Origin of the sequence: Bacillus sp. FSL M7-1345 (genome assembly GCF_038006985.1) — a bacterium.
GTDB lineage: Bacteria > Bacillota > Bacilli > Bacillales > Bacillaceae_G > Bacillus_A > Bacillus_A cereus_U.
Map to the genome: position 1 here is coordinate 1,980,788 of NZ_JBBOWG010000001.1, position 19,110 is coordinate 1,999,897.

The window sequence follows — 19,110 nt, forward strand, 5'->3', positions numbered from 1 at the left end:
TTCATCTCGTTTATCTGTAAACTATATATACATCAAGTGGCGCCTTTCCATAGAAAGGCGCCTGTTTTTTGGAGGAAATTATGTTTGATCCAACTGCTTTTGAAAATTTAAAGGTAATTGTGGAAGGAGCTGTCTATGATTTCGATTTACACGGTGATATTCTCGTAACAGATCGAAAAGATGTGATGGATCTTGCTTCATTAAGTCGTATGTATAGTATTTCATTTCAACTAACAGAAACATTTAAAACGCTGGTAGAGGCGACATTTTCACTATCTGTTGATGCGAAGAATTTATCAGGTGAAATATTAGAAGTACCTCAGTTTATACCAGGTTGTGAAATGAAGTTAGCGTTCTCGTTCGAAATGGAACAGCCAGAGATAGGATGTCAAGAAATTGAAGCTTTATTGCAATCTATTTGGGGAAAAGAGCGAATGATTACACAGAAAATTTCATACGAATATAATAAGCAAGCGATTTCATATCATAATAAGGTAGAGGTTCTATTTCAAAAAGCGATTACAGAAGACCATGTTGATGATTTAATAGCTGTTATTTCACACATGATAGAAACGGTGCGAACAATACAACATTTTCTTCAAAAATAGAGATAAAGGAGAAAAACAAATGATAAAAGATATGCAACCATTTTTACAACAAGCTTGGGAAAAGGCTGGTTTTAAAGAGTTTACTGAAATTCAAAAACAAGCGATTCCAACTATTTTAGAAGGACAAGACGTTATAGCTGAATCTCCAACTGGAACAGGAAAAACATTAGCGTACTTATTACCACTTTTACATAAAATTAATCCTGAAATTAAACAACCTCAAGTTGTAATTTTAGCGCCAACTCGTGAACTTGTTATGCAAATTCATGAAGAGGTTCAAAAGTTTACAGCAGGAACTGATATTTCAGGTGCGTCTTTAATTGGTGGTGCGGATATTAAGCGCCAAGTTGAAAAATTAAAGAAACACCCAAGAGTTATTGTCGGTTCACCAGGACGTATTTTAGAATTGATTCGTATGAAAAAATTAAAGATGCATGAAGTGAAAACGATTGTATTTGATGAGTTTGATCAAATTGTAAAACAAAAGATGATGGGTGCTGTACTTGATGTAATTAAATCAACGATGCGTGATCGTCAATTAGTATTCTGCTCGGCGACAATAACAAAAGCTGCAGAAGATGCGGCACGTGATTTGACAGTTGAACCACAATTAGTACGTGTAACACGCTCAGAGGCACAGAGCCTAGTTGAACATACGTATATCGTTTGTGAACGTCGTGAAAAAAATGATTATATTAGAAGAGTTATGCATATGGGAAATGTAAAAGCAGTTGCCTTCTTAAATGATCCATTCCGTTTAGATGAAATTACTCAAAAACTAAAATTCCGTAAAATGAAAGCGGCAGCTCTTCATGCAGAGGCAAGCAAACAAGAGCGTGAAGTAACGATGCGCGCTTTCCGCAGCGGGAAATTAGAGATTCTACTTGCTACTGATATTGCAGCACGTGGATTAGATATCGATGATTTAACACACGTAATTCACTTAGAATTACCAGATACAGTAGACCAATATATTCACCGCTCTGGACGTACAGGACGTATGGGTAAAGAAGGAACAGTCGTTTCTCTTGTAACAGAACAAGAAGAGCGTAAATTACTTCAATTTGCGAAAAAATTAGGTATCGTGTTTACGAAACAAGAAATGTTCAAAGGAACATTTGTAGAATCGAAACCACCAGCACCAAAGAAAAAGAAACCAGCTTTTACTGGTAAGAAAAAGCCTAGATAAATGAATGGAAAGACGTAACTATGCGTAGTTACGTCTTTTTTGTTTATAAGTTATTAAATAGTAATTTCAAATATATCAACGATTCTATAGGGAATATCGATTTATCGACAAAACACGGCAATAGTGTTAGTTTCTAATTTTGTATGTGCATTGAATGAAATGAGTCAGTCGATAAATTTCGTGAAGAGATACATATAAAATAAAAGGGTTAATAAGAGCACCTATAGAAAGCTACATAGAATATAAAAACCATTAGGGGGAAATGAAATGATTCATAAAGTCGGACAAATTATGTTATATGTAAATAATCAAGATGAGGCATTAAATTTTTGGACAGAAAAAGTAGGGTTTCATGTAATCGCAGAGGAAGATAACAATCAAGGAATGAGATGGATTGAAATCGCTCCAACTAATGATGCTGAGACGAGTATCATATTACATAATAAAGAGGTTATCTCCAAAATGAGTCCAGAATTGAATCTTGGTACACCGTCTTTAATGTTCTTCTCAGAAAATCTGGAACAACTATACAAAGATTTAACAAATAAAAATGTTACAGTTGGCGAAATGGTAACTATGCCTACTGGTAAAGTGTTTAACTTTGCTGATAGTGAAGGGAATTATTTTGCGGTAATGGAAAAAAACAAATAATTATATAGTTATGTAAAAATCCCCCTCGTATGTAATGAGGGGGATTAAATATTTGAAGTGAATTTTTCATTAGAGCGTTGCTCAATATAAAAAGCTCCTTTTTCAATAGCTGTCTCAATATAACCAACGATTTGATCAAATGAAAACACTTGTAAGTTTTCGTGCAAGTGTTGCTCAGGGTATAGCATATCTTCAAAAATATATTGCCGAAAAGCTAAAACATTCTCTCTAGAAATCTCCTCGATATTCACAATGTTAGCCTCTTGATTAAGTAGGGCGAAGAGCTGTTGTTCTTTATCGTAATGATGCAACAATTGTGCGTTCAATAATTTAAAATCGTTATAGTACATAGGCACGATAGTTTCGTCGTTCTCAATTCTGTTTTTTAGCCAAGGTAGAAAAAATCCACTTAGCCAATTATCGTCGGCAATGAGGTGGGTATAATAACCTAACATATAAGAGGAATCCATATGATCTTCATATTTATGAATAAATGAATCATAATCTATTCTTCTCGTATAGTTTTTCGTTGTACCAGCGTAAAAATGTGAAGTTCCTTTTTCTTCTTTTGAATGAACAGCATCAGGAGCTACACCACCAAGTAAGAAAGAGGTTTTATCTTGAATAGAAAGTTTCTCAGCAATACCGTTAGCGATAATGATATGCATAATTCGTGATCCCATGAATAACACCTCTATTTCATGTATTCATTTTAGGGAGCTGTTTGAACGTGTAGTATTACTTTCCCTGTACTTTGTCTACTTTCGACCCATTCATGTGCTTTCCCTGCATCTTGAAGAGGAAAAGATTTCGTAGTTTTAATTTGTAAACTTCCATCGCGTAAATAACGGAAAACTTGATTCGCAGTTTCTTGAAGCAATTCAGGACGTTTTTTTCGTGTAGTGCCAAAGCTGAAGCCGAGTATAGAACGGCAACTTGCGTGTAAATCTTTCGTTTGAAAACTACCAACTTCTCCGCTAGCATTGCCGAAATGGACGAGACGACCGTAATAAGCAAGGCAGTCTAAACTTCTTTCGGACACAGTACCAGAAATAGAATCTAAAACAATATTAACGCCTTCTCCGTTTGTAAGCTGATCTACCCTCTCTACAAAATCTTCATCTTGATGACAAATAACATAATCAGCGCCAGCATCTAAAGCAATTTTTCTTTTTGCTTCACTTCCGACAGTCCCGATTACTTTTTTAGCCCCTAATAATTTTGCGAGTTGAATCGCAGTAGTACCAATTCCTCCAGCAGCGGCATGAATTAGAACAGATTCACCTTGCTGAAGTCTTGCAACATTTGCAAGTAAATTGTAGCTTGTAAAAGATACGATAGGGCAGGCAGCTGCAGTTTGGAAATCAACTTCATCAGGTAATACAAAAGTAAGATTTTCGTTCGCGACAACATATTCAGCGTAAGAGCCATTTTGAGGAAAAGTAATGACACGCTGGCCAGGATAAATATTTTTCACATGAGAACCTACGTGTTCTACAATACCAGCTGCATCTATCCCTGGAATAAAAGGTAAGGCTTTGTTTCCTTTTTTGCCATAACGTGATTTAATATCGGCGAAATTAACACTAGTAGCAACAACGCGAATTAAAACTTGATTATCTGAAATTGTAGGAATATCCATGTCCGTATATTTCAACACTTCAGGACCACCGAATGAAGTTACAACGATAGCTTTCATATACATCCTCCTAAATTTGACTATAAATATTATTTTAAATCTTCATTAGGAATTGGAAAATTATATAATTGTTATGCAGGGTTATAAGTGAAGCTTATGAAGCCATTGCATCCTTATATTAATTTATTTGAAAAATCTTTGAAAGAAATCGAACGAAATATCGTTTGCTTGCCAATATATAGTGTAGGACAAAGGAGGGATGGTATATGAAGGATGAAACAGTATACACAGAACTAATCCAATTAACTTTATCAGGCAATAAAGAAGCGTATAGTGAGTTGTATGATAAAACGATTCAAGAAGTATATAAGACAGCACATTTTTTAATAGAGGATAAAGCAGATATAGATGATGTCGTTCAGGAAATATACATACAGCTATATGAATCGCTTCGTAAATATGATAGTGAGAAGCCATTTCGTCCATGGTTAATTGGACTTGCGATTAAACAAATTCATTCTTATAGAAGAAAGAGGTGGATGCGACTGCGAATTGTAAAAAAAGCAGAAGAGCAAAGAAAACCAGTACAAATTGATTTTTCTAGCGATGTTGTAAGTAAAATATCAAACCAAAAATTAATTGAACTCATTCATAAATTACCATATAAATTGAAACAAGTTATTATCTTAAGATACTTACATGATTACTCACAAGAAGAAGTAGCACATATATTACATACTCCAATCGGTACCGTGAAGTCCAGAATTCATGCAGCACTAAAGAAACTACGTCAAAAAGAGCAAGTAGAAGAAATCTTTTTAGGAGAGGTAGGGAATGTGAAATGAGTTTAGATTGTAGAGTTAGGGAATCAATACAAGAAGAAGCGAAAGGGATTATAGCCCCGCCAGAGTTAAAAGAAAAAGTAATCGTTCAAATTAAAATGAAGCGTGGTGGAAGTAAAAGGAAGAAGCGCCTTATCGCAGGAGTGCTTGCAGCCGCATTTTTAATTCCGACAACTGGTTTTGCTTATCAATCTATTATGGCAGATGGTATATACGGGTCGTTTGAAAATTTAAAGAAGCATGCCGGAGCTATAACATTAGAAGGATACATGCGTTTTAATGCAAAGTTATCTCAAGCGAAAGATGAAATGGGTGCAAAAGAATATGAAGAGTTTACAAAAGAACTAAAGAAATTAACGAATGCAAAGCTTGAGTACGGGGATTCGAATGGTAATATTGATTATGATCAATTATCGCCAGCTAAAAAAGTGGAATTGAAAAAGGTAGAAATGGAGCTTCAGCCGTATTTTGATAAATTAAACGGCCATAAATCTAGTAAAGAAGTATTAACTCCTGAAGAGTATGAACAATATATGGAAGCATTAATGGCATATCAAACTGTATTAGTAAAAGCGAAATCGAGTGGTGGGATAACGGTAGAAGAAGTACCTGAAGCGTATAAAGAAAGATTTATTAAAGCAGAACAGTTTATGGAGTATGTAGATGAAAAGGTGAGATAAGTAAAAAAGCTCATAGCTTAAGCCTTAAGCTGTGAGCTTTTCTTATTGAAACGTAAATATATTAACCACCTATTCCTTTTGCTAGCAATAAGAAATATACAAATACTAGTATTACTCCATTTAATGCCGTACCAACTATTTTAAATAGCCAATTCTTTGATGCGATCGCAAAAATAATACCGAGTAATGAAAGCATACTTAGAAGCACAATAATTAATGTTAAATTCGCATTAGGTCCTCTTAAAACAAAGAAAGAACATATACTTGCGATAAACGTTAGAAACGAGAAAGTCCCTAATTTCATAATAAGTCTCCCTTGTTTGAAATGTATTTTGATTTAGTGCACGACTTTCTTTAGTTTAACATAAATTTCCTATTATCAATTAAATATATGAACAATAAAAAACGAGTATAAAATCTATGCGATTTCATACTCGTTTTGTTATTACTTAAATTTCCTTACCGCATGTATAGCAACTTTTACAAGGAGTATTGCACTTATAAATAAACCACCATAACCAACGACACTTAAAAATTGAACATTAGGTTCTTTTGCATACAAGTCAGGGGCAGAATTATCTTGATTTGCTTAATAAAGTGAAAGTGGGAAATCACTTAGTTATATTCCTTAATATTCTCCTTGTCTTTTTGTATAAAACAATCTAATAGTGAATAACCAGCTATTAAACTAATAATGGTAACGAAAGTTGTATTCACAAGAATAATATTAGTTAAATAAGGTAGGTATTCGCCAAGTGGTGAAAAGAGTAGAGCTGGAGAAAAGGAAATGAATAGTGTAGGCAACGTAATAGCGATAAATTTATCCAGCTGAAAGTTCCAGTTTTGTTTGCTCGTTTCGCGATTAATGGATTGTAGGAATCGTAATAAAATGCCGACTAAAAGAGGGAAGAGTGTAAAGTAGAATAACCTTGGATAAAGGTTAAAGTTCACTTGCGCATCTGTATCTAAATAAAATTGAATTTTTACTCCGACAAATAATAATAAGACGATAAATAATGTAAAGCAGAGGTATAGCATCACTTTTTGCATTGCATTCCACCATCCTTTACTAAAAATATATTCAAAGAAAGAAGAGATATACAATAACTACTGTTGTATATCTCTTTTTTTGCCGTTATTTAATAGTGGAATTTGTTTTTTCTTGCTTTGTGAAATAATCAATAATGCCCATGGCGCTAATTTCTATATCTAGATGTAAAATGTTATAAACGGAATGATTTGATGGGACGTTTAATTTTGTAAGGTGAGAAGAGATTTTATCCATTAATAAAGTTTGTAATGCTTTGGTTGCCTCATCGAAATCATTACATTTTTCAAAGACATCTTTACCAGTATGAACGAAAATAGGTAACCAATGTTCAAGTTGGTTATATACTTCTGTAACATTGGATGATGCACCGTAATGACCGAAATAAATAGTATCTACATTCATACTTTGAATGTGATTTTTAGAAGCAATCATCGCATCTGGTTGGAATTGTGAAGGGGATGTTGATGGTAAATATAGTTCTACACCAAGGTCTGCGAGTTCTCTATAATAAATTCCAATTGTATCGCCAGTAAAAATGCCGTTTGTTAATGAATCGTGAATGCTAATATGGTGTTTAGCATGTCCCGGTGTATCGTAAAATGTAAGTGTACGGTCTTCGGCAATTTTTAACGTATCACCATTTTGTACAATACGAACACGTTCTTCTTCTATAGGAAGAATTGGATCAAATAGTTTATCGAAATCTTCTTTGTATACAGCCTTTGCGCCTAAAATGAGTTTTGTTGGATCAATCATATGACGAGCACCGCGAGAATGCACATATAAAGTAGCATTTGGGCATTTTTCCATCATTAAACCAGCAGCCCCGGCGTGATCTAAATGAACATGTGTAACGATAATGTTTTTAACATCGTTTAAATCAATATGTATTTGTTGTAAGCCGTCTAAAATATACGGAAGAGAAGGGGCTGCACAAGTTTCAATTAAAGTAATATCGTCACCTAATAAAACGTACGTACCAGTTCGTTCATTATGTTGTAAATCAAAATCATCAATCAGATATAGGTGAGAAGATAGTTGCTCTACTTTTTTCATCATTACCACTCCTTAGTTACTGTATGTTTCTATTATACGCTAAAATAGAAAAAGGCAGAAAACGAAAGCTCGTCTTCTGCCTTTTTAAAGTGTTGTTATTTCGTTTGTTCTTTATTGATAGACATAACGAACAGTCCAACTATGCCACCAACGATTGGAAGCATAATCTCTCCTGCTAAATTAAAGTAGGAGCTTAAAAATAAACCATTTACATCGATTACCCAGCCAATCACATACAATAACATCATATATAGTACGAAATAAAACTCGCGATTTGAAATTGTTTCATGTTGTGCAGTTTTCATAATGAACACCATCCTTTTCTTTTATAATGGAATATAAACTGTCACATTTTGTTCACAATTCAATTGTAAAACTTTCCATCATTAAAGTCTAGTAGTTTGTGTCGAATTTTTGAACAAGAATAAAGCGCTATCATTTTAATGTGTAAGTATTGTAATAAGAGCCGTATATTCACTAATGTAGTATAGTATAAACATAGAATGATAGTGAAGAGAGGGGTAGGAACAATGACAGTTTATGATTTTTCAGCTAAAACAATAACAGGAGAAGAAAAATCGTTAAAAGATTACGAAGGAAAAGTACTTCTCATTGTAAATGTAGCTAGTAAATGTGGATTTACACCTCAATATAAAGGGTTACAGGAAGTATATGATAAATATAAAGAACAAGGACTAGAGATACTCGGTTTCCCTTGTAATCAATTCGGGGGACAAGAACCTGGTACAGAAACGGATATTACAAGTTTTTGTGAATTGAACTACGGTGTAAACTTCCCGATGTTTGCAAAGATTGATGTGAAAGGTGATAAGGCTCATCCTCTTTATACATACATGACAGAACAAGCACCAGGTTTACTTGGTATGAAAGCTGTGAAATGGAACTTTACTAAGTTTTTAATTGGAAAAGACGGGAAAGTAGTAGGGCGTTTTGCACCGCAAACGAAGCCGGTGGATTTAGAGGTTGAGATTGAGAAGGTGCTTGGGGAATAATTAGGAGTTAGCTATCTTTTATTATGTTTATTAAATAACACCTCAAAGAACAAAGTAGTTCTTTGAGGTGTTTTCTTTAAACGCACATTATCAAGATTAAATCACTGTATCGAAGTCATTTGATTTAGGCAGAGAAGTTGCTTTTTTCATAAGCACTTCCCATAAGTGTACGGATTTCTTCCATTCGGCTGCGGCCTGTCCCTTTTGATACATAGCGTTCTCATAACTGAAAGTAAGTTGTTGCATATCGGCCGAGTTGTAAAGTGTATCGATCTGGAGAGCATACTCTCGGAATGTTTGACTTTCACCCCGTGGTATGCCAATTCTCGCAAATTGTTTTAAAAGTGCACTGTAAGCTTTTCTATAAACAGCATCATCTTTTCGGTATTTATAGAAAAGAATAATAAAAAATGTAATCCATTTCATTCTAGTAGTGAAGAGAATGTATCCGATGATACTAATCGGTATCGTAGAGAGAAATACGTACCACCAAGAAATCCTATTTTTAGAATTTGTAATCTTTTTAGTAGAGGCTTCTTCTGTATTTTCTATTAAACTTTTGAGCTTCTCTTCATTGTTCCGTTGGTGTATTTGCCCGCTATTAGAATTAGTTTCTTCGCTATTTTGTGAAGTAGAAGCAGGAGTATTATTTATAAAATTATAGGGATTGGTAAACCCTTTTGTTGGTTCGAATGGAATCCATCCGTATTCTGGAAAATATACTTCGACCCAAGAGTGTGCGTTATTGTTCGCGATTTTATAAACATTCTCACCTTCTGTACTAGCAAATGTATTCTCAAGAGTTCCTTCTGTATAGCCTTTTACCCAGCGAGCAGGAATCCCGGCAGAACGAAGTAACACGATCATAGACGTCGAAAAATTATTACAGTAGCCGCTTTTTGTATCGAAAAGGAATTGATCTACATAATCTTGGTTTTTGGCAGGGAATAAGACATTCATTGTTTCGTATACAAAAGAATTGTCTGTGAAGTAATTTTCAATAGCTAATACTTTATCATATCGATTGTCTTTATCATTTGTAAGATTAACAGCTAAGTCTTTTACTCGCTGCGGTAATGATTCGGGAAGTTGTGTGTACTTTGTCATGAAATAAGAACTTGTTTCCTGACCTTCATTCGTTTTTACAGCTTTCAAGTTTTCTATGGAAAACTCCGGGATCTCATATGTTACTTTATATGAATTTAAAGTAGTAGAAGAGTCTCCGTGCATCGTATAGATTTTTTCTGAAAATGGGTCAACGCTGTATGATACATCAGAAGAAGCCTCAACTGATACTAATCCTGCTGGATAGGTAAGGTGAGGATAACTTTTTTGCATGGTGATTGTTGCCTCCGTTGCCTCCGTCTTTGTATTTTGTTCGTACCAGCTCACGACGTCGTTTTTATTTTTAAAAGAAACCTTTTTTTGATTTTCAGAAACTTCCCAGCCTTTTCCTGTATAAAAATCTTTTGTTTCTACTCTCCAATATTGTTTGTTTTGTGTTTGTGCTGTGAAAACAATTGTAGGATCCGCCTTAAAAGGACCGCCTAATCGGGAGTCATCTAAACCATACCCAATTTTAGAAACTTCTTGTTCTTTACTTGCTTCGGATGTGTTGAATTTTAAAAAATTCATTGGGTTTGGCCATTGAGGACCAAATTTTGGAGCAAAGTATGCGATGATTGCTGACAATACAATAAATATTGTAAGAGGTCTAAGTAATTTTGAGATTACTCTAGCATAATTTTTTAAGTGTTCCATCTCTTTTATTCGTTCTATTTGAAGAAGACTGAGCATAAAAAAGCCGATGACAACAGTACGAATAATAGCGTAGTTTGCATTGTATAAATGTAAGTTATGAAAAGTTATGATATAAATAATAGTCAATACAAGAAATAACAAACCACGTTTTTTATGAATCATCCAAAAAGAGATGAAAGAACTCAAAAACCAAAATGATAAAAAAAATAAAAGTGTTGGAAAAACTGGAGAAATATCTAGCAAATTCCCCTGGAAAAACAGGGAGGAATTTCGAGACATATCAGTAAAAAATTTCGTTAGCCAAGATGGATTTATAAAAGTATTTTTATAATACAGGAAATGAATGATGAATAATATTGTGACGATCTTTATTGGAATCTGCCACCTTGTTTGAAAAAAAGAGAGAGTGAAGCAAATTCCTATAAATATTACAAAAATATCTAATCTACCTACGTTTGTAATACCTATAAGGGGTCTTAGCCATTCTAGTAAAAGAAGAAGTGCACATACATGCATGAAGAATCTGCTCATATCCCATTGGTATTTTGTTTGTAATGTTATCATTTGCTCACCTCAAAAAACACGTTTGTATACCGGTTTTCATAAACCGCGTTTACAAATATTTTTCGTTTTTGTAGAGTTTCTAGTATACTGAGTTCTCGCTGTGAGAGTTGATTCGCTTTTTCTTTCACGACAAACACCATTAATTTTCTATTTTTTATAGCAGCACAGTCAGCCGCCTTTTGAATATCGGGAGAAAGATCGCTTGTCACGAGTATAATCGTTACGGGCTCATAAATTTTTCTTAATTCCATTTCTACACTCTGGGAGAGCGGGAATACACTGTCTGCTTGTACTTTCGCTAAATGACAAAAGATTTGCTGCAACTGAGTATCTCCATTGTCTAAAGGGAAAATAGTTTGTTCTTTTCCGACAGACACGAATGACGCTGGTGAATTTTGCTTCAAGACAGCCCTAACAATAGAGGCAGTAAACGTTACGACTGATTCGAATAGAGGGGATGTGGTTCTGTCCATGAATATCATGATATTATGGCTGCGCTGTTGTTCAAACTCTTTCGTCATAATATTGTTTGTTCGTGCAGTTGCTTTCCAATCAATCCATGAAAAGCGGTCACCAGGTTTATAGTCTCTGACACCGACAGAGATTGTAGAGTCTTTTGCTAAATTTATATTTGCTGAAAGCGCTCCTTGTTCGAAATGATTTTCCAATTGTCGATACGTTATATCTACGTACTGGGGATAGATTAAAAATGTATCTGGAACTGAAAAAGTTACTTCTTTCTCCATCATACCGAATAGATCGCCAGTTTTGACACGTACGCTTGAAAAAGTGTGCTCTCCTCTAGGGAGTGTGTCAATCACATATTGAAACGAAATATTTCGTTTTAATCCTGGAAAGAGTATTACCTTATTCATCTTTGTTTGTATACAACTTGTAAATTGTGATGGCAGTTCATCTTCTATAACTAAATAAAGTAAGGGAAAAGGAAATTTTCTTTTTATTGTAATAGTGCTTAAAAATTGTTCTCCTGCTGCATATTCGTTTTTGTTTGTTATTCGTTTTACTTCAGCGTCCCGTAAAGCGTAGAAGGGGAGTAGTAGTGAATAAAGGCCAATAGGAATCGTACTGTAAAACAAAAACCAACTTACAAATCCTCCTTGAAGCATAGCGTACACAAATGTTAAGACTAGGCATAAAGGGATTAGCAATAACTTCGTAACGTGATATAGTGCTCGTAGTAGTCGTTTCATCAAAGGTTCGTCGTCCTTTGAGTTGGCACGGTAGTTCGTGCAACGATTTTGGCGATAACTTTTTCTCCTGTTATTCCTTCAAATCTTGCTTCCATTTTTAGAATGAGTCTGTGAGCTAAAACGTAAGGAGCTAAAAATTTAACATCGTCTGGAATAATATAATTTCTACCATGGATGAATGCATAAGCCTGTGAAGCTTTCATTAAAGCAATTGAGCCGCGTGGACTTGCACCTAGCTGTATAGAACTATAAGTACGAGTCTGAGTAACAAGCTTTACAATGTAATGCTTGATTGCTTTGTCCATGCTTACTTCCCGTACGCTTTGTTGTAAATAAAGTAATTCTTTTATTGTAGTAATAGCTTGTAAATGGGAGAGTGGATTTGTTTTTTCCATCCGGTTTAAAATTTCAAATTCTTCTTCTGGTGTAGGATATCCCATCCTTAGTTTCAACAAGAAACGATCAAGCTGAGCTTCTGGTAAAGGGTATGTTCCCTCATATTCGACCGGATTTTGTGTAGCCATTACAAAGAACGGTTTTGGTAACGGTCTTGTAATGCCATCTATTGTGATAGTGCCTTCTTCCATACTTTCAAGTAAGGCAGATTGCGTCTTTGGAGATGTACGATTAATTTCATCAGCAAGTACAAAATTCCCCATAATTGGTCCAGGCTTAAACTCAAATTGGAGCTCTTTTGGATTGTAAATAGAAACACCTGTTACATCTGACGGCAGTAAATCAGGTGTGAATTGAATCCGCTTGTAATCGGCATCAATTGATTTAGAAAGAGCACGTACTAGCATTGTTTTCCCGACACCGGGAACATCTTCTAATAGTACATGACCTTCAGCTAAGAGAGCTGTCAAGACTAAGATCGTTTCTTTTCGTTTTCCGACCATTAATTTTTCAATATTGTTGATTATTTTTTCTACAATGGGATGTAATGAATCAATCTGGGGCATCGTAATCCTCCTAGTTTTATTATCGTTTTCTAATTCATTTAGTGAAAAATAGAATTTAGGTTAAAGAAAAGGAGTTCCTTCATTTTATTGCAGTATGATAGTAATCTAAGAGGTAATTCGTAATGGTATTATATAAGTTCATATTGAGAACTTGTATAAATAGGAAGAAACTTACATGTTAAAAAATCATGGTGAGATACTTTACAATTTCTATGCCCTCAAAGGAAATCCTACTCTTAATTCTAAGAATATTCAGATTATTAATTCGAAGTATATCTAGTATAATTGTTTCCGTAACCAAGGGCAATATAGTAAATAATGATTTCTAGTTTAATGTAAAATATGTCTTAATATAAAATAGTATCGCTGAAAAAATAAAATCCTTACATACAATTTATAATCGTTTCCTTATAGCATTTTTGAAATAATATCAAAACTCTTTTTAATATATTTATAAAGAAAAACGTAGGAATGTCTCCTACGTTTTTTCTTTTGCAAAATGGTCGATACCTCAAAATACTATTCTCCTAATAATCACTGTTGACCTTAAAACTTCACAACGGAGCAAAGAAACCTTTATTTACGAATACTTTCTCTCAAACTTATTTTTTTATGAATTTTTGACAATCTCTTGAACTGTGCGAAATGTCACATCTGTATTTTACAACCTCTCTTATAGTAAGGGTATGTAAGAGAGACGTATTAAAGGAGTGAACACTATGAAGAAGAAACCTTCAGCACTAATGAGACGCTTAAAATATTTTTCACCAATAGATCGTTATAACGATAATCATACACAAGAAACATATGAAGATCGTGAATGGGAAAATGTGTACAGAAAACGTTGGCAGCATGATAAAGTAATCCGTTCTACACACGGTGTGAACTGTACTGGTTCGTGTAGTTGGAACATTTATGTGAAAGATGGAATTGTAACATGGGAAGGGCAAGAGCTTAATTACCCAACAACAGGTCCTGATATGCCTGATTTTGAACCACGAGGTTGTCCACGTGGGGCGAGTTTTTCTTGGTACATTTATAGTCCACTTCGTGTGAAATATCCGTATGTACGTGGTGTTCTTTGGAGTATGTGGCAAGAGGAATTACAAAATAACGATTCACCACTAGACGCTTGGAAAAGCATCGTGGAAAACCCTGAAAAAGCACGTGCTTATAAAGAGGCACGCGGTAAAGGGGGATTCATCCGAGCGAATTGGGATGAAGTATTACAACTTGTTTCAGCTTCTTTACTTTATACAGTAATTAAATACGGTCCAGACCGCAATGTTGGTTTTTCACCAATTCCAGCTATGTCGATGTTAAGTCACGCTGCAGGTAGCCGTTTTATGCAACTTATGGGTGGGCCGATGCTTAGCTTTTATGATTGGTATGCTGATTTACCACCAGCTTCTCCGCAAATTTGGGGTGATCAAACAGATGTACCAGAAAGTAGTGACTGGTATAACTCTGGCTACATTATGACATGGGGTTCAAATGTACCGATGACGAGAACGCCAGATGCTCACTTCTTAGCAGAAGTTCGTTATAAAGGGACGAAAGTCGTTTCTGTAAGTCCTGATTTTGCCGAGTCCACAAAGTTTGCAGATGATTGGATTAGTGTGAAGCAAGGTACAGACGGTGCCCTTGCGATGGCAATGGGGCATGTGATCTTACAAGAATTTTACGTAGATAATCAAGTGGAATACTTCACAAAGTATGCGAAGCAATATACTGATTTTCCGTTCTTTGTCACATTGAAACAAAAAGGAGATCAATTCGTTGCTGATCGTTTCTTAAACGCTTCTGATATTGGACGTGAAACGAAGTTAGGTGAATGGAAACCTGTTCTTTGGAATGATAACACGAAAGATTTTGCAACACCTCACGGCACAATGGGATCACGTTGGGATAACGAGAAGAAATGGAACTTGCGTTTAGAAGATGAACAGACAGGTGAAACGATTGATCCACGTCTTTCTTTACTTGGAATGGAAGAAGCTGTTGAAACTGTACAAATCCCGTACTTCTCGGATGATGGAAACAAAGTATTAGAACGTACCATTCCAGTGAAAAAAGTTATGACAGAAGAAGGCGAAGTGTTCGTTACAACTGTATACGATTTAACGTTAGCAAATTACGGTGTGAACCGAGGTCTTGGCGGGCAAGAACCGAAAGATTTCAATGATGATGTACCGTTTACACCTGCATGGCAAGAGAAAATGACTGGAGTAAAACGAGAGCTTATTATTCAAATTGCTCGTGAGTTCGCGCAAAATGCAGTTGATACGAATGGCCGCTCGATGATTATTGTCGGAGCAGGTATTAATCATTGGTTTAACTCTGATACGATTTATCGTGCAGTTTTAAATCTTGTTCTTCTCGTTGGGGCACAAGGTGTCAACGGGGGTGGTTGGGCACATTATGTTGGTCAAGAAAAGCTGCGACCAGCAGAAGGGTGGCAAACAATCGCAATGGCAAAAGATTGGCAAGGGCCACCGAAATTACAAAACGGTACGTCATTCTTCTATTTCGTAACAGATCAATGGCGCTATGAAGATACACCTGTTGGACATTTAGCATCACCAATTGAGGGCAACTCACGTTATCAACATCACGGTGATTACAATGTATTAGCGGCACGACTTGGCTGGTTACCTTCGTATCCAACATTCGAGAAGAATGGAATTGAATTATATAAAGAAGCTGTTGCTGCTGGTGCAACAACGCAAGAAGAAATCGGAAAATACGTTGCACAAAAATTAAAAGAAAAAGAACTGAAATTTGCAATTGAAGATCCAGATAATAAAAACAACTTCCCGCGTAACTTATTCGTATGGCGTGCAAACTTAATTTCAAGTTCCGGTAAAGGTCACGAATATTTCTTAAAACATTTATTAGGTACAACAAACGGATTAATGAATGACGATAGTGATTCATTACGACCAGAAGAAATTAAGTGGCATGAAGATGCACCTGAAGGGAAGTTAGATTTACTCATTAATTTAGATTTCCGTATGGCTGGAACGGCGCTTTATTCTGATATCGTCTTACCTGCTTCAACTTGGTATGAAAAACATGATTTAAGTAGTACAGATATGCATCCATTTGTACATCCATTTAATCCAGCAATCGGTTCACCGTGGGAAGCACGCTCTGACTGGGATATTTTCACCACTCTTTCTAAAGCTGTGTCGGATTTAGCGAAGAAAATTGATCTTGAGCCAATGAAAGAAGTTGTTGCAACACCACTTCTTCACGATACACCGCAAGAATTAGCGCAACCACTTGGCAAGATTAAAGATTGGAGCAAAGGTGAGTGTGAACCGATCCCAGGTAAAACAATGCCGCAAATTCATGTTGTCGAAAGGGATTACAAAACGATTTATGACAAGATGACAGCGCTTGGACCAAATACCGGAAAACAACCGATTGGTACGAAAGGGATTTCTTGGTCAGCAGAAAAAGAATATGAGCAATTAAAGAGTCGATTAGGAGTTATTCGAACGGATTCTATTGCGAAAGGGTGCCCAGATATAAAAGAAGCAATCAATGCTGCTGAGGCGGTATTAACACTTTCTTCTACAACAAACGGTCATATGGCTGTAAAAGCATGGGAAGCACTTGAAAAACAAACCGATTTAAAACTACGTGATTTAGCAGAAGAACGTGAAGAAGAATGCTTCACATTTGAACAAATTACAGCGCAGCCTAAAACAGTAATTACTTCTCCAGCCTTTACGGGTTCTGAAAAAGGTGGACGACGTTACTCACCATTTACAACCAATGTTGAGCGTCTCATCCCTTGGAGAACGATAACCGGTCGACAATCTTTCTACTTAGATCACGACATGATGAAAGAATTTGGTGAAACGATGGCAACATTTAAACCAATTCTGCAACATAAACCGTTTCGTAAATCACGACCTGAAGTAGAAGGGAAAGAAATTACACTAAACTATTTAACACCGCATAATAAGTGGTCGATTCATAGTATGTACTTCGATTCATTGCCGATGTTAACGCTGTTTAGAGGCGGTCCAACTGTTTGGATGAACAAAGATGACGCGAATGAAGCTGGAGTTGCCGATAATGATTGGATTGAATGCTTTAATCGTAACGGCGTTGTCGTAGCACGTGCTGTTGTAACGCACCGTATACCGAGGGGAATGGCATTTATGCACCATGCACAAGATCGTCACATTAACGTGCCTGGTACGAAATTAACAAGCACCCGCGGGGGAACACATAATAGTCCAACCCGTATTCACGTTAAACCAACACATATGATTGGTGGATATGGCCAATTAAGCTATGGATTTAACTACTATGGTCCGACGGGGAACCAGCGTGACTTAAATGTCGTAATCCGTAAACTGAAGGAGGTAGATTGGCTTGAAGATTAAAGCGCAAGTCGGAATGGTAATGAACCTAGATAAATGCATCGGCTGCCACACTTGTAGCGTAACATGCAAAAACACCTGGACAAATCGTCCAGGTGCTGAATATATGTACTTCAATAACGTAGAAACGAAACCTGGAATTGGTTATCCGAAACAATGGGAAGATCAGGAGAAATACAAAGGCGGCTGGGAATTAAAAAATGGTGAAATTCAGCTGAAATCCGGTTCGAAAATGAAGCGTCTTATGAACATTTTCCACAATCCAGATCAACCAACAATCGATGATTACTTTGAACCTTGGAATTATGATTATGAAACGTTAACAAACAGCCCGCAGCGTAAACATCAACCAGTTGCTCGTCCAAAATCAGCAATTACGGGCGAATTTATCGACAAAATTGAATGGGGTCCAAACTGGGAAGATGATTTAGCAGGTGGACATATAACAGGATTACAAGATCCGAACGTCAAGAAAATGGAAGAAGGAATTAAAACGGATTTTGAAAATGTCTTTATGATGTATTTACCACGCATATGCGAACATTGTATGAATCCATCTTGCGTTTCGTCTTGTCCATCTGGTGCGATGTATAAACGTGAAGAAGATGGGATTGTCCTTGTTGATCAAAATGCATGTCGTGCTTGGAGATTTTGTGTATCGTCTTGTCCGTATAAAAAAGTGTATTTTAACTGGCAAACAAATAAAGCAGAAAAATGCACAATGTGTTTCCCGCGTATTGAAGCTGGTATGCCAACAATTTGCTCTGAAACATGTGTAGGACGTATTCGCTATATAGGGGTAATGTTATATGACGCTGACAAAGTAAAAGAAGCAGCTTCTGTTGAAAATGAAAAAGATTTATATGAATCTCAGCTTACTGTTTTCCTAGATCCAAATGATCCAGAAGTAATAGCTGAAGCAAAAAAACAAGGAATTCCTGATGAATGGATGAAAGCGGCACAGGAGTCACCTATTTATAAAATGATTATTGATTGGAAAATTGCTCTTCCTCTTCATCCAGAGTACCGTACAATGCCGATGGTTTGGTATATCCCGCCGCTTAGCCCGATTATGAATATGGTGGAGGGGAAAGGAAGTAACTGGCAAGCAGAAGAGATTTTCCCTGCTATTGATAATATGCGTATTCCAATTCAATATTTAGCGAATTTACTCACTGCAGGAGATGAATCACACATTCGTCTTACATTGAAAAAAATGGCTGTCATGCGAACACATATGAGAGCACTGCAAATTAATAAGGAACCAAATGAAGCAGTATTAAAAGAAATTGGTTTAACGAAAGAGGATGTAGAAGATATGTATCGTCTTCTTGCCATTGCGAAATATAAAAATCGCTTCGTCATTCCGACATCTCACCGCGAACAAGTTGCAGATTTATATAGTGAACAAGGAAGCTGTGGTCTTTCCTTCACAGGTGGCCCAGGCTCTTGTATGACAATTTCTTAAATAAAGGGGGCAGAC

Annotated in this window: 17 protein-coding genes; 8 read left to right on the top strand and 9 right to left on the bottom strand. The window is 36.0% G+C overall.

All coding sequences use genetic code 11. From position 1 onward, the window contains the following. Positions 1-80 precede the first annotated feature (80 nt). From MHB76_RS10345 to MHB76_RS10355, 3 genes are all read left to right on the top strand, one after another. The gene (locus MHB76_RS10345; protein WP_002158102.1) at positions 81-608 is read left to right on the top strand and encodes a hypothetical protein; all 528 of its coding nucleotides are present in this window, start codon (positions 81-83) and stop codon (positions 606-608) included. A gap of 19 nt (positions 609-627) precedes the next feature. Further along, complete coding sequence (locus MHB76_RS10350) at positions 628-1,797, top strand: DEAD/DEAH box helicase (RefSeq protein ID WP_002158100.1); 1,170 nt, start codon at positions 628-630, stop codon at positions 1,795-1,797. A gap of 267 nt (positions 1,798-2,064) precedes the next feature. Continuing rightward, the gene (locus tag MHB76_RS10355; protein WP_078173753.1) at positions 2,065-2,448 is read left to right on the top strand and encodes a VOC family protein; all 384 of its coding nucleotides are present in this window, start codon (positions 2,065-2,067) and stop codon (positions 2,446-2,448) included. A 44-nt stretch (positions 2,449-2,492) separates the two neighbouring features. On the opposite strand, the gene MHB76_RS10360 is transcribed toward MHB76_RS10355, so the two are convergent. Both MHB76_RS10360 and MHB76_RS10365 read right to left on the bottom strand, forming a co-directional pair. Further along, on the bottom strand, positions 2,493-3,131 hold the full coding sequence (locus tag MHB76_RS10360; RefSeq protein WP_078173752.1) for a zinc dependent phospholipase C family protein: 639 nt from the start codon (positions 3,129-3,131) through the stop codon (positions 2,493-2,495). 29 nt (positions 3,132-3,160) lie between these two features. Beyond that, positions 3,161-4,147 carry a quinone oxidoreductase family protein gene (locus MHB76_RS10365; protein ID WP_016104667.1) on the bottom strand — a complete coding sequence of 329 codons (987 nt, stop codon included), beginning with the start codon at positions 4,145-4,147 and terminating at the stop codon, positions 3,161-3,163. A 206-nt stretch (positions 4,148-4,353) separates the two neighbouring features. Between MHB76_RS10365 and MHB76_RS10370 the strand changes: the two genes are divergently transcribed. After that, entirely contained in the window at positions 4,354-4,932 is a 579-nt protein-coding gene (locus tag MHB76_RS10370) for a sigma-70 family RNA polymerase sigma factor (protein WP_002158094.1), read from the top strand. After that, positions 4,929-5,609 carry a DUF3600 domain-containing protein gene (locus MHB76_RS10375; protein ID WP_078173751.1) on the top strand — a complete coding sequence of 227 codons (681 nt, stop codon included), beginning with the start codon at positions 4,929-4,931 and terminating at the stop codon, positions 5,607-5,609. The genes MHB76_RS10370 and MHB76_RS10375 overlap by 4 nt, the downstream gene beginning before the upstream one ends. Positions 5,610-5,670: 61 nt before the next feature. Here the strand turns inward: MHB76_RS10375 and MHB76_RS10380 are convergent, their stop codons facing one another. The 4 genes from MHB76_RS10380 to MHB76_RS10395 all read right to left on the bottom strand — a co-directional run bounded on the left by MHB76_RS10380 (position 5,671) and on the right by MHB76_RS10395 (position 8,021). After that, the gene (locus tag MHB76_RS10380) at positions 5,671-5,913 is read right to left on the bottom strand and encodes a hypothetical protein (RefSeq protein WP_078173750.1); all 243 of its coding nucleotides are present in this window, start codon (positions 5,911-5,913) and stop codon (positions 5,671-5,673) included. Positions 5,914-6,224: 311 nt separating this feature from the next. Beyond that, a complete protein-coding gene (locus MHB76_RS10385; RefSeq protein ID WP_078173748.1) occupies positions 6,225-6,659 on the bottom strand; it encodes a hypothetical protein in 435 nt (144 codons plus the stop codon). Between the two features lie 85 nt (positions 6,660-6,744). Next, positions 6,745-7,716, bottom strand: a complete 972-nt coding sequence (locus tag MHB76_RS10390; protein ID WP_033714163.1) for an MBL fold metallo-hydrolase — start codon at positions 7,714-7,716, stop codon at positions 6,745-6,747. 95 nt (positions 7,717-7,811) lie between these two features. Next, on the bottom strand, positions 7,812-8,021 hold the full coding sequence (locus MHB76_RS10395; protein WP_002127081.1) for a DUF3925 family protein: 210 nt from the start codon (positions 8,019-8,021) through the stop codon (positions 7,812-7,814). A gap of 225 nt (positions 8,022-8,246) precedes the next feature. Here MHB76_RS10395 and bsaA point away from each other — a divergent pair, with 225 nt between their 5' ends. Next, positions 8,247-8,729 carry a glutathione peroxidase gene (gene bsaA / locus MHB76_RS10400; RefSeq protein ID WP_078173746.1) on the top strand — a complete coding sequence of 161 codons (483 nt, stop codon included), beginning with the start codon at positions 8,247-8,249 and terminating at the stop codon, positions 8,727-8,729. A 96-nt stretch (positions 8,730-8,825) separates the two neighbouring features. On the opposite strand, the gene MHB76_RS10405 is transcribed toward bsaA, so the two are convergent. Genes MHB76_RS10405 through MHB76_RS10415 form a run of 3 tightly spaced genes read right to left on the bottom strand, consistent with a single transcriptional unit; the run spans position 8,826 to position 13,227 of the window. Beyond that, positions 8,826-11,054 carry a transglutaminase TgpA family protein gene (locus MHB76_RS10405; protein WP_078173745.1) on the bottom strand — a complete coding sequence of 743 codons (2,229 nt, stop codon included), beginning with the start codon at positions 11,052-11,054 and terminating at the stop codon, positions 8,826-8,828. Continuing rightward, positions 11,051-12,265, bottom strand: a complete 1,215-nt coding sequence (locus tag MHB76_RS10410; protein WP_078173744.1) for a DUF58 domain-containing protein — start codon at positions 12,263-12,265, stop codon at positions 11,051-11,053. Before MHB76_RS10410 ends, MHB76_RS10405 begins: the two co-directional genes overlap by 4 nt. Next, the gene (locus tag MHB76_RS10415) at positions 12,265-13,227 is read right to left on the bottom strand and encodes an AAA family ATPase (RefSeq protein WP_078173743.1); all 963 of its coding nucleotides are present in this window, start codon (positions 13,225-13,227) and stop codon (positions 12,265-12,267) included. Before MHB76_RS10415 ends, MHB76_RS10410 begins: the two co-directional genes overlap by 1 nt. 719 nt (positions 13,228-13,946) lie before the next feature. Between MHB76_RS10415 and MHB76_RS10420 the strand changes: the two genes are divergently transcribed. Then, a complete protein-coding gene (locus tag MHB76_RS10420; RefSeq protein WP_340986389.1) occupies positions 13,947-17,630 on the top strand; it encodes a nitrate reductase subunit alpha in 3,684 nt (1,227 codons plus the stop codon). After that, a complete protein-coding gene (gene narH / locus MHB76_RS10425; RefSeq protein WP_340986391.1) occupies positions 17,620-19,095 on the top strand; it encodes a nitrate reductase subunit beta in 1,476 nt (491 codons plus the stop codon). The genes MHB76_RS10420 and narH overlap by 11 nt, the downstream gene beginning before the upstream one ends. Positions 19,096-19,110: the final 15 nt, after the last annotated feature.